The sequence below is a fragment of the Deltaproteobacteria bacterium genome (assembly GCA_005879535.1).
Classification (GTDB): Bacteria; Myxococcota; Myxococcia; order Myxococcales; family 40CM-4-68-19; genus 40CM-4-68-19.
In genome coordinates, this window is record VBKI01000096.1 from 1 (window position 1) to 11,609 (window position 11,609).

The window sequence follows — 11,609 nt, forward strand, 5'->3', positions numbered from 1 at the left end:
CCGGACGTCCAGCCCCTCGCCCCCGCGGAACACCGCGGGTCCCATCTGATCGAAGAAGATGAAGGGACCGACCATGCGCCGCCGCATCGAGGGGAGCGCCCGCCGGACCGTGAAGCCGCCCAGATCTCGCGTGCGCGGAAGGATCACCGTCTCGACCGGCGAGGCGGCATCGCGATCCACAAACGGTTCGTCGGGCATCGTCCAGCTCATCGAAAGCCTCCCCCGCAACGATGCCGATGCGCCCGCGGCGTTGCTGTCGGCGTTCTGGCCACTGCCTACGTATTCTGACGCAGGTAGCGGCCCGCGGAGAATGTTTGAGCACAAACGATCTGCGCGATCTGTCGCTTGTGGCGTGCGAGTTGCCATTGCTCTCCTCGGGCGCATGAGCCGACCCGCGCGACGGCAGGAGGCCTTGCCGGCCGAAGGCAGCCCGAAAAGCTCGGACGAGGAGCTGGAAGCGAGCCTCGAGAAGATCTGGGAAGCGCCGCATACGCTGTTCGGATGGCTGGGGACCGTCGACCACAAGCGGATCGGCATGCGGTACCTCGTCACCGCCATGGTCTTCCTGGTCGTCGGCGGCGTCGAAGCGCTGGTGATGCGCATCCAGCTGTCTGGTCCCGAGCGCGACGTGCTCTCGCCGGAGGCATACGGCCAGTACTTCACCATGCACGGCGCGACGATGCTCCTCTGGTATGCCGCGCCCGTTCTCTCCGGTTTCGGCAACTATCTCGTGCCGCTCCTGATCGGCTCGCGGGACATGTCGTTCCCCAGGCTGAACGCCTTCAGCTACTGGGCGTTCCTGCTCTCCGGGCTGCTGCTCTACGCCAGCGTCTTCATCGGGCAGGCGCCCGACACAGGGTGGTTCTCCTACGTTCCGCTCAGCAACCGGCGCTACGATCCCTCGTACAACCTGGACTTGCCATCAACTTCGTAACCACCATCTTCAAGCATCGGGCGCCGGGGATGAGCATCTCGCGCATGCCGCTGTTTCTGTACAGCACGGGGACGACGGCGTTTCTCTCCATCCTCGCCATGCCGGCCTTGGCGGTGGCGTGCGTATTTCTCGAGCTCGACCGGCAGTGGAACTTCCATTTCTTCGACGTGCGCGCCGGCGGCGATACCGTCCTCTGGCAGCACCTCTTCTGGTTCTTCGGCCATCCCTGGGTCTACATCGTCTTCCTCCCCTCTACGGGGATGATCTCGATGGTGCTGCCGGTCTTCGCCCGCCGTCCCATCGTCGCCTATCCCTGGGTCGCGGCTTCCACCGTGCTCACCGGCATCGTGGGGATGGGCGTCTGGGTCCACCACATGTTCGCCATCGGAATGAACCAGATGGCGATGAGCTTCTTCGCCGCCGCCAGCATGACCATCTCGCTTTTCTCCACCATCCAGATCTTCGCCTGGATCGCCACGCTCTGGGCCGGACGGCCGGTGCGCACAACCTCGCTGCTGTTCGCGCTCGGGTTCATCGCCACGTTCGTGATGGGCGGACTCTCCGGAGTGGTCACCGCGGTGATCCCGTTGGACTGGCAGGTGCACGACACCTACTTCGTCGTCGCGCACCTCCATTACGTGTTGATCGGCGCGAACGTCTTTCCGGTCTTCGCCGCCTTCTACTACTGGCTACCGAAGATCACCGGCCGGATGCTCGGCGAGCGCTTGGGCAAATGGAGCTTCTGGGTGATGTTCGCCGGGTTCAACGTCGGATTCTTCCCCATGCACATGAGCGGCCTGCTCGGGATGCGGCGTCGCATGTACACGTTCGAGGCGGCCGATGGGATCACCGGCCTCAATGCCGTCACCACCGCAGGCGCATTCGTGCTCGGGCTGGGAATCCTCCTCAGCTTGATCAACTTCTTCCTCTCGCTGCGCGGCGGCCGGACTGCGGGAAACAATCCCTGGAACGCGGACTCGCTGGAGTGGGCGACGACCTCTCCGCCGAAGGCGCACGCGTTCACGCATCTGCCGACCGTCGCGACACTGCATCCGCTTTGGGACGATCACGACGAGTTCCACGACCCGGAGGGTGCGCGCGTCCTCGATCACGGGCGCCAGACGCTCTCCACCACCCCGTTCGAGGCGGAGGCCGAGTCGGTGTCGAGCGGCGAGCCGGAGAGCGTGATGCCGCTCTTGATGGCGCTGGCGCTGACTGCGACGCTTCTGGCGGTGCTCGCCCAGTCGCTGCGTCTGGCCGGTGCGTTCACCACCGTCGCAACGGTGGTCGCCGCGCTCTGGATGTGGCCGCGCCACGCGGAGACCGCCGAGCATCCGGACACCCACGAACAGCGACGCAAGGTGGAGCAGGCGAGATGAGCACTACTGCTTTGCGTGCGCATGCGCTGCCGCTCGACGACAGCCGCGGCACGCTGGGAATGTGGCTATTCATCGCCAGCGAAGCGCTGGTATTTGTCTGCCTCTTCTTCGCCTACTTCTACGTCGGGCACCGGCATCCCGAGTGGCCACTCGAGCCTCCCAAGCTGATGAAGGCGATGGTGATGCTCGTCATCCTGCTGGCGAGCAGCGCGGTCCTCTATGCGGCCGAGCACCGGCTGAAGAAGGGCGACGCCGCTTCTACGCGTGGGCTGCTCGCGGTCACCATCGTGCTGGGGTTCGTCTTCGTCGGCGTGCAGGTCAGCGAATACCGCGAGCGCCTGCAGGAGCTAAGCCCGGTGCAGAACGCGTACGGCTCCGTCTTCTACACGCTGACCAGCTTCCACGGCGCGCATCTGGCGATCGGGCTCTCGATGCTGCTCTTCGCGCTGCTGCTGCCCAGGCTCGACCCCCGGGAGCACACGCCGCACCGGCCACTGCACAACGTGGCGCTCTACTGGCATTTCGTCGACGTGGTGTGGGTCCTCATCGTGGCGCTCATCTACGTGCTTCCTCATTTCACCCGGTCGATCCGATGACGACCCGCACCCGCCTCACGCTCGCTGTCGCGCTGCCGCCTCTTGTCTGGGCGGCGCAGGGGCTCTTCGGCTGGTTCGCCGCCTCCCACGCGTGTCCCGGCACGGCACAGCCGTGGTCGCTGTCCACCGCGCGCTGGACGGTCGCATTCGCCACGCTGATCGCGCTGGCGGTGAGCGTACCGGGGTTGACCGTCGCGGTCCGGCGGCGGCATGGCGGCAACGGAGATCCGGAGCGCATCCATTACCTGTCGATGGTCGGGCTCGTAGTCGGCTCGACCCTCATCCTGGGCGTGCTCCTCGCCGGGCTGCCGGCGCTGATGCTAAGCGCTTGCGGAGAAATGCGATGAAGCGCGCGGCGCTCTTGCTGCTGGTTGCCGGCGGCTGCCGGGGCAGCTTCGGTACTCCGCCGTACGCGCCAGTCGAAACCGGTGGCGATCCGCAACGCGGCGAACAGGCCATCGTCGATCGACACTGCGGCGCCTGCCACGCCATTCCCGGAATCCGCGGCGCAAGGGGAGTGGTGGCGGCGCCGCTGACGCAGTTTGCCCTGCGCACGTACATCGCCGGCCAGGTTCCGAATACGCCGGACAACCTCGTCCGCTGGATCCGGAACCCACACCAGATCGACCCGGGCAACGCGATGCCCGCGCTGGGGCTCGACGAGAACGAGGCGCGCGACGTGGCGGCGTACCTCTACACGCTGCGGTAACGGAGGACCGATGCGCATCCGATGTGTGCTGCTGCTCGCGCTGCTCGCGCTTGGATGTCGCAAGGAGGAGAAATCCCTGCGTACCGAGCGGGAAGGGCCGGTGACGACGCTCTCGGTGCAGGGTGCGAAGCCGAACGTCCGGCTGATCGCCCCGCTGGCGAACGGCGAGTGGCGGATTCCCGCCGGCGACTACGCGCATACGCGCTTCAGTCCCCTCGCGCAGATCGATGCCGGGAACGTCGGCAACCTCAAGATGATCACCGCGCTGCAGACCGGAGTGCCGCGCGGCCACGAAGGATCGCCGCTGGTGGTCGGGCACACGATGTACGCGGTCACGCCGTTCCCCAACAACCTGATCGCCGTGGATCTGACGAAGCCGGGCGGCCAGCTCAAATTCCTCTACGAGCCGCACCCTGATCCGCGGGCGGTGGGTATCGCCTGCTGCGACCTCGTCAACCGTGGGGCGTCGTACGGCGAGGGAAAGATCGTCTACAATCTGCTCGACGCGACGACGGTGGCGGTCGATGCGCAGACGGGCAAGGAAGTCTGGCGCACGCGGGTGGGCAACATCGACATCGGCGAGACCACCACCATGGCGGCGCTGGTGGTCAAGGACAAGGTGCTGGTCGGGTCCAGCGGCGGCGAGCTGGGCGTGCGCGGATGGATTGCTGCGCTCGACCTGAAGACGGGGAAGGAGCGCTGGCGCGCCTACAATACCGGCCCCGACAAGGACGTCCTCATCGGCGCAAGCTTCAAGCCGTTTTACGCCAAGGACCGGGGCAATGACCTGGGCGCGACTTCCTGGACCGGCGACCAGTGGAAGCTCGGCGGAAGCAACGTCTGGGGATGGATCTCCTACGATCCGGAGCTGAACCTGATCTTCTACGGCACCGGGAATCCCGGCGTCTGGAACCCGGACCTGCGACCCGGCGACAACAAGTGGTCCTGCACGCTTTTCGCCCGCAATCCCGACACCGGCGAGGCGCGCTGGGCATACCAGGTCACCGCGCACGATCACTGGGACTACGACGAGATCATGGAGAGCGTCCTCGTCGACCTGGAATGGCGCGGGAAGATGCGCAAGCTGGTGCTGTATCCTGGACGCACCGGATACATGTACGTGCTCGACCGCGAGACCGGCGAGTTGCTCTCGGCGGAGCCGTTCCAGCCGGTGAACTGGGCCACCGGCTACGATCTTTCGACCGGCAAAGCGCGCGAGGTCGAGTCGAAGCACACGAAGATGGGAGAGGTGGTGGAGGACATCTGCCCGTCCTCGACCGGCGGCAAGGAATTCATTCCTTCGGCGTTCTCGCCACGCACGGGCCTGCTCTACATCCCGGCGCACAACACCTGCATGAACTACGAAGGGGTCGAGGCGAATTACATCGCCGGCACGCCGTATCTGGGCGCGAGCGTGAAGATGTATCCCGGTCCGGGCGGGTATCAAGGCGAGCTCGTCGCCTGGGATCCGCTGAAGGCCAGGAAGATCTGGGGGATCCGCGACGAGAAGCTGCCCATCTACAGCGGCGTGCTGGCGACGGGCGGCGATCTCGTCTTCTTCGGGACGATGGACGGCTGGTTCGAGGCCGCCGACGCGCGCACCGGCACCGTCCTCTGGAAGCAGCAGACCGGCTCCGGGATCGTCGGCAACCCGATGACGTACGTCGGTCCGGACAAGAAGCAGTACGTCGCCGTCTATTCCGGCGTCGGCGGCTGGATGGGAGCGGTGGCGCAGCCGGACATCTCGGCGGACGACCCCTACGCCGCGCTCGGCGTCGTCGGGGCGATGAAGGAGATCAAGAAGATGACCGCGCCGGGCGGGACCCTTTACGTGTTCGGGCTGTCACCATGAAGTCGGCGCTGCGCGCGTGGATGGTTGTGGCGGCGTCGTGCGCCTGCGCCAGGCCGCCCGACACGGCCCCGGACGGGCAGCGGTCCGTCGTACGTCAGGCAGTCGGACCCATTCCTGGCGTGGGCGATCTTCCGGTGGCGAAAAACCCGCGCGGCATGGATCGCAACGTGCTTCAGGAAGGCCGGCGGCTCTTCCGCCAGTACAACTGCGAGGGGTGCCACGGCGGCCACGCCGGCGGCGGCATGGGTCCGAGCCTGCGTGACGAGATCTGGCTGTATGGGAACACGCCCGGGAAGATCTTCAACTCCATCGCCGAGGGGCGTGCGCACGGGATGCCGGCTTGGGGGACGCGGCTTCCCGACCGCGACATCTGGGCGCTCACCTCGTACATCCAGTCGCTGCGCACGCGCGACGAGCCGGAGCCGCCGAGATGAGACGCGCTCCGTTCCTGGTGGTGCTCGCAAGCGGCTGCGCGTCGGACCTCGACGCCCTTTCGCCGGCCGGACCGGCGGCGCGGAAGCTCGCGGACCTGGGCTCGCCGGTGCTCGTGTTCTTCATCATCATCTCGGCGGTGATGTGGGCCCTCCTCATCTGGGTGGCCCTTCGCAAGACCGGGACGCTGGCCGAGCACGCCGCGCCCGACGCGGGCGGGGGCAAAGGCTGGGTCGCATATGGCGGCTTCGTCGTCCCTGGCGCCGCCTTCACGGCGGTATTCATCGCAACGCTTCGGACGATGAACGCCTTTCCCGTCGATCATCAGCAGCATGCGGCGCCCGAGATCCGGGTCGTGGGGCATCAGTGGTGGTGGGAGATGCACTACCTCTCGAAAGACCTGAACCAGGTGTTCGTCACCGCCAACGAGATCCATATCCCCGCCGGCCGGCCGGTGGATCTCGAGCTGCTCTCGTACGACGTCATCCACTCGCTCTGGGCGCCGCGTCTGCACGGGAAGGTCGATCTGATTCCGGGGATGCGAAATTTCATCCGGCTCCAGGCGGACCAGCCGGGGCGCTATGCCGGAGCGTGCGCCGAGTTCTGCGGCTTGCAGCACGCGCACATGAAGTTCGTGGTGGTGGCGGACGCGCCGGAGGACTACGGCAAATGGCTCGCGCAGCAGCGCAAGCCCGCGCGGCAGCCGGATACGGAAGAGACGCGCAGGGGAAAGCAGATCTTCCTCGGCGGTCCCTGCGTGCTCTGCCATACCGTCCGCGGCACGGACGCGCGGGGAACGGTGGGACCCGACCTGACCCACCTGGCGACCCGGTCGACGATCGCAGCCTGGTTGCCGCGCGATCTGGCGAATCTGCACGCCTGGGTCGTCAATGCTCCCTCGCTGAAGCCGGGTGCGCAGATGCCGCCGCTCAACCAGTTCAGCGGACAGGAGCTGCACGACCTCGTGGCGTACCTCCAGATGCTCAAATGAGGAAAGGACGACCCATGATTTCCATTGTCGCGGCGCTGCTGATCGCGCAGGCAGGCGTTCCCCGGACGACAGAGGGCGCGGCGAAGGAAAAGCAGGATGTACCGGGGGAGCGCAGGGGAGGCGGATGCGCGGACGTTCCTTCGGCGGATGATCTGCGCAAGCTGCTCAAGGACGCACCCGCACAGGCGGAGGTGGGCGGAATGGCGTCGGGGAAGTTCGAGTGGGCGGCCGTCGTCGATCGGTCGGGTCAGGTCTGCGCGGTGGTCGTCTCCACCGACGATCCGACCGCCGCCTGGCCAGGAAGCCAGGCCATCGCCATCGCCAAGGCGTATACGGCCAACGCGTTCAGCACCGACTCGGTGCCGATGTCGACCGCGCGGCTGTACACCATGAGCCTGCCCGGCCATTCGCTGTGGGGTGCCGCGAACGGAAACCCGCTCAATTCCGAATGCCTGGTCAAGCCGGAGGATCACGGCAAGCAGAAGGGCAAGGTCTGCGGCGGCACCATTGCCTTCGGCGGCGGCGTTCCTCTCTACAAGGGCAACACCAAGGTCGGCGGCCTGGGCGCGAGCGGCGACACTCCCTGCGCCGATCACGAGATCGCCAAGCGCATCCGCGACAAGGCCGGTTTCAACCCCGCAGGCGGCGCCTTCGCCGACGACATCCAGTACACCAAGGCCGACAAGGAGAGCGTCTTCACTCACCCGCTCTGCATGCACACCTGGCGCAACGGAAAGAAGATCGGCGAGGAGCCTCCCGCGAAAGGCTACTGAGATGGCGCTCTTGCTCGCGCTGGTCCTGCGCGTCTGCGCGGACCCGAACAACATGCCTTTCTCCAACCGCGCCGGCGAGGGCTTCGAGAACGCGATGGCGCGGATGATGGCGCGGGAGCTGGGCGCGGAGCTTCGGTACACCTGGCTGCCGCAGCGGCGCGGCTTCGTCCGCAACACCATGGGCGCGGACAAGTGCGATGTGATGATGGAGGTTCCGGCGGGTTACGGGCGGACCCTGTCGACGAGGCCCTGGTACCGGTCGAGCTACGTGTTCGTGTACCGGAAGGATCGGGGGATCTCGCTGCACTCTTTCGACGACGAGTCGCTGCGCGCGCTCCGCATCGGGGTGCAGATGGTCGGCGATGACTACGCGAACACGCCACCTGCGCATGCGCTTGGCAAGCGGGGGCTGGCCAGGAACGTGGTCGGTTTCTCCGTCTATGGCGACTATTCGCAGCCGGCGCCGCTGACGCCCATCCTGGACGCGGTGCGTAAAGGCGACGTGGACGTGGCGGTGGTCTGGGGTCCGCTCGGTGGATGGTACGCGCGGACTGCGGACGTGCCGTTGGAGGTCGTGCCCGTATCGCCGGCGGATGATCCGCCCGTATCGTTTGTGTTCGACATCGCTGTCGGCGTGAAGAGGGGGGACGATCGGCTCCGCCGCCTCCTCGATGCGGCGCTTTCGCGTCGCAAACAAGAAATCGACGCAATTCTCGCGCGGTACGGGATCCCTCGCGTGCCCTGACCGGACCGACTCGCCCCGGGGTGAGTTGGGTTGGTGGACACTTGAACTCGCCCGGGGGCGAGTTGCGTAGTGAGCACTCGGACTCCCCCCGGGCGAGTTGGCCAAGGGCGTGGTTGGGAACAGAGGCCGCAAGTCCGAGGTTAAAGTGAACCCCGTGTGAACCCCGTGCCGCTCAAAACGATTGCGCTGCTCACCCTGCTCGTGTTCGGTTGCGCGACCGTGCGCGTTCCGGCCACTGCGCCCGCGGAGCCCGCGGACAGCGCCGGCGTGATCGCGCCGCCGATCGTCGACCTCTTTATCGAGAGCTCCGATCCGGTCCCGCCGGAGCTGGCGGCGAGCCTCGATGCGCAGGCCCGTGGGGCCTTGGCGACGGCGCTCTCCGCCAGGGAGATTGCCTCCGATGCCGCGGGGGCGACCGACGCGGTGCTGTTCGTCCGCGAGCGCGCCGTTGCGCTCACCGAGGCGCGTCACAGCCAGCAGACGTGGGCGAAAGTCGGCATCGTCGCCGGATTCGTAGTGGTCGTCGCCGCGGTGGTCATCCTTGCCGTGAGCGGGAGCAAGGGCTCGTCGTCGGTCGGCAAGGGCGCGAAGGCGCCGACGCCGAAGGCGGCGCCGGTCGCCGTGAAGCCCCGCGTCGTTCCGGTGTCGTCACCCAAGGTCGCGCCTCAGGTCGCGCGGGTGACGCCGCTGCCCAGGTCCCCGATGCCGAGGTATCCCGCGCCAGGCTACCCCGTGGCGAGGTACTACCGGCCTTCGCCGGTGTTCATCGGCTTCTACTTCGATTTCTGGATCCCTCCGCGGCCTCTCGTCCTTGCGCCGGAGCCCGTCGAAGACGCGTGGTATGCGGCCGACGCTCCGCCACCCCTCTCGCCGGATGCCCCATTTGACGACCCTGCGGATCTCTCCGAGCCGCCGCCGCCCGAGACCGAACCCCTCGCCGGCGTCGCCCTGCAGCTCCCTCCGCTCGCGCAAGCGGTGAACTTCCCGGTCGAGGATCGTGGGTTCTTCGAAGGTCCGAAGACGTCCGTGCAGCTCGACCTGCTCGACCGGGCCACCGGTCGGCTGCTCTGGTCGAAAGCAGTGACCGCCGACGAGGATCCCGCAGACGTGAAGGCCGTGGCGAAGCTGCTCGACAATGCGTTCGCGGGACAGACCTGGGCGCGCCGCAGCCGCTGACTGAGCCGCATCGGTGAATTGAGACGAAGGGCCGCCCCCTTCGCTTTTGCCGCGATTCGTCTTGACAAGGCTCCAATGGTCTGATGATCAGACCCCCTGAAGGTCAGACCAATGCCTCCGCCCCGTGACTCCTCCAGCGCGCACCAGTTCGAGACGGTCCGCAAGGTCCGCCGCTACGAGCAGGTGGCCGAGCAGATCCGCCGGCTGATCTCGGAGGGTGCGCTGAAGCCCGGCGATCTGCTCCCGCCGGAGCGCGACCTGGCCGTCCGCCTCGGCGTAGGGCGCAGCTCGGTCCGGGACGCGGTGCGGACGCTGGAGGTGATGGGCATCCTCGAACCGCGGCAGGGCCACGGCACGGTGGTGCGCGATCTCTCCACCGACTCGCTGGTGGTGCCTCTCGCCAGCGTCCTCACCCGCAAGCGCGAGATGGTCGCGGAGCTCCTCGACGTCCGGCGAATCATCGAGCCGGCGCTGGCTGCGCGCGCCGCCCGCAACGCCAGCGAGGACGAGGTCGAGGAGCTGGCGGAGATCCTCCGCCGCCAGGAGGAGAAGATGCGCCGCGGCGAGCCCGCCATGGAGGAGGACTCGCAGTTCCACTACGCGCTGGCGCTCGCCGCCCGCAACAGCGTCCTGCACCGCGTCCTCGACGTGCTGATGGACCTCTTGCGCGAGAGCCGCGCCCGGTCGCTGCAGGTCCCCGGGCGCCTCGAACGCTCGTACGCGGGCCACCGGCGCATCCTGCGCGCCATCAAGCGCCGAGATCCGGCGGCGGCGGAGAAGGCAGTCAAGCAGCACTTGAGCGAGATCGAGGCAATCCTGATGCGTCAGATTTGATGGAGGTGGAGATGGGCCGTCTTTTCGCAGTGGAGATCGTCTACCGGGGCATCTTCCAGAAGAAGCTCGCCGCGAACATCAGCCGCGCCATCGTGCTCGCGGCGCACAAGGAAGGAAAGCCGGGCATCTCGTTCGGGCGCTACGGCGACAGCCCCGAGCGCAACGGAATCCCCGCCAAGTATTTCGCCATCGTGGCCAGCGACGAGCTCACGCTGGAGGAGGGCAAGGCGAAATACGAGCCGAAGGAGGTGGACATCAGCATTTGCGTCGATGACACCCTCTTCAAGGGCGTGGAGTCGTGGGCCTGGTACGGTCTGCAGCCCATCAACAAGCTGCTCAAGCCCGGCGGGACGCTGATCGTCACCTCGCTCAAGGAACCGGAGCAGCTGATCCCGCTCGCCCACCGCAAGGAGACCCCGTACAACCTCGCCGTCCTCAAGGGTACGCCGAGCTTCTCCGGGCTCTGGGTCTACAAGGACGACCACACCGACGTGCGCGTCCTCGGCGTGATGGCCCGGGTGCTTCCGGAGCTGTTCAGCCTCGGTTCGGTGCAGGAGACCATCCGCGAGGAATGGAAGAACGAGCTGAAGGCCACCTCCGCGCTTCGCGCCTTCGAGCGCGTCAGCACCGTCACGGTCAACCCCAACCAGGGCAACCCGGAGGAACCCTACAAGTTCGACATGCCGAAATGGACCGAGATGCGCGAGGGAATCGCCATTCCCGGAATCCCCCTCGGCGGCCAGATGAAGGATCCGGTCACGGGCGAGGAAGGCGGGTGGCGTCCCGGCCGCAACACCACCTTCAAGAAGTGGGCGACCCGCACCATGCGTCCGGTGGTCGACTTCGAGAAGTGCATCAAGTGCACGCTGTGCTGGTTGCAGTGCCCGGACAGCGTCTTCGACGTCACCCCCGACGGGCTCTATGACGCGAACCTCGAAGCCTGCTGCGGCTGCGGCGTCTGCGAGGCGGTCTGCCCGGTAGAGAAGTGCGTCACGATGGTGAACGAGACGCAATTCACGGACAACGCCAGCCAGTGGGAGGCGTGGCGCACTGACAAGCCCGCCTACGAAGCGCACCTCGCCGAGTGGATCAAGGATCGGCCGGAACGGTCGCACGGCTTCCGCTTCCGCGGCCAGTACCAGCAAGAACTTCCCAACGAGTTCGCCCGGCAGGGCTGAGAGAGGGCTG

At 66.9% G+C, this 11,609-nt stretch carries 12 protein-coding genes and 1 pseudogene; 12 read left to right on the forward strand and 1 reads right to left on the reverse strand.

Annotated features, from left to right (window positions below):
• On the reverse strand, positions 1-210 hold a 210-nt coding region (locus E6J58_22855; GenBank protein TMB32423.1), incomplete at its 3' end, for a hypothetical protein.
• A 172-nt stretch (positions 211-382) separates the two neighbouring features.
• Here E6J58_22855 and E6J58_22860 point away from each other — a divergent pair.
• The 12 genes and pseudogenes from E6J58_22860 (at position 383) to E6J58_22915 (ending at position 11,599) form a co-directional block, all read left to right on the forward strand.
• A pseudogene (locus E6J58_22860) lies at positions 383-2,313 on the forward strand (cytochrome c oxidase subunit I).
• Positions 2,310-2,909 carry a heme-copper oxidase subunit III gene (locus E6J58_22865; GenBank protein TMB32424.1) on the forward strand — a complete coding sequence of 200 codons (600 nt, stop codon included), beginning with the start codon at positions 2,310-2,312 and terminating at the stop codon, positions 2,907-2,909. Before E6J58_22860 ends, E6J58_22865 begins: the two are co-directional and overlap by 4 nt.
• The gene (locus tag E6J58_22870) at positions 2,906-3,256 is read left to right on the forward strand and encodes a hypothetical protein (GenBank protein ID TMB32425.1); all 351 of its coding nucleotides are present in this window, start codon (positions 2,906-2,908) and stop codon (positions 3,254-3,256) included. The genes E6J58_22865 and E6J58_22870 overlap by 4 nt, the downstream gene beginning before the upstream one ends.
• Positions 3,253-3,618, forward strand: coding sequence for a c-type cytochrome (locus E6J58_22875; GenBank protein TMB32426.1), 366 nt, complete (start codon positions 3,253-3,255; stop codon positions 3,616-3,618). Before E6J58_22870 ends, E6J58_22875 begins: the two co-directional genes overlap by 4 nt.
• A gap of 10 nt (positions 3,619-3,628) precedes the next feature.
• Entirely contained in the window at positions 3,629-5,470 is a 1,842-nt protein-coding gene (locus E6J58_22880) for a PQQ-dependent dehydrogenase, methanol/ethanol family (GenBank protein ID TMB32427.1), read from the forward strand.
• Positions 5,467-5,904: a c-type cytochrome gene (locus tag E6J58_22885; protein TMB32428.1), complete on the forward strand. Its 438-nt coding sequence runs from the start codon at positions 5,467-5,469 to the stop codon at positions 5,902-5,904. The genes E6J58_22880 and E6J58_22885 overlap by 4 nt, the downstream gene beginning before the upstream one ends.
• Positions 5,901-6,893: a cytochrome c oxidase subunit II gene (gene coxB, locus E6J58_22890; GenBank protein TMB32429.1), complete on the forward strand. Its 993-nt coding sequence runs from the start codon at positions 5,901-5,903 to the stop codon at positions 6,891-6,893. Before E6J58_22885 ends, coxB begins: the two co-directional genes overlap by 4 nt.
• Positions 6,890-7,666 carry a heme-binding protein gene (locus E6J58_22895; GenBank protein ID TMB32430.1) on the forward strand — a complete coding sequence of 259 codons (777 nt, stop codon included), beginning with the start codon at positions 6,890-6,892 and terminating at the stop codon, positions 7,664-7,666. Before coxB ends, E6J58_22895 begins: the two co-directional genes overlap by 4 nt.
• A gap of 1 nt (position 7,667) precedes the next feature.
• Positions 7,668-8,411 carry a quinoprotein dehydrogenase-associated putative ABC transporter substrate-binding protein gene (locus E6J58_22900; protein ID TMB32431.1) on the forward strand — a complete coding sequence of 248 codons (744 nt, stop codon included), beginning with the start codon at positions 7,668-7,670 and terminating at the stop codon, positions 8,409-8,411.
• Positions 8,412-8,567: 156 nt separating this feature from the next.
• On the forward strand, positions 8,568-9,587 hold the full coding sequence (locus tag E6J58_22905; GenBank protein TMB32432.1) for a hypothetical protein: 1,020 nt from the start codon (positions 8,568-8,570) through the stop codon (positions 9,585-9,587).
• A gap of 111 nt (positions 9,588-9,698) precedes the next feature.
• Positions 9,699-10,421 (forward strand): FadR family transcriptional regulator, encoded by a 723-nt coding sequence (locus tag E6J58_22910; protein ID TMB32433.1) that lies wholly within the window; start codon positions 9,699-9,701, stop codon positions 10,419-10,421.
• Entirely contained in the window at positions 10,421-11,599 is a 1,179-nt protein-coding gene (locus E6J58_22915; protein TMB32434.1) for a (4Fe-4S)-binding protein, read from the forward strand. Before E6J58_22910 ends, E6J58_22915 begins: the two co-directional genes overlap by 1 nt.
• The last annotated feature ends 10 nt before the right edge of the window (positions 11,600-11,609 follow it).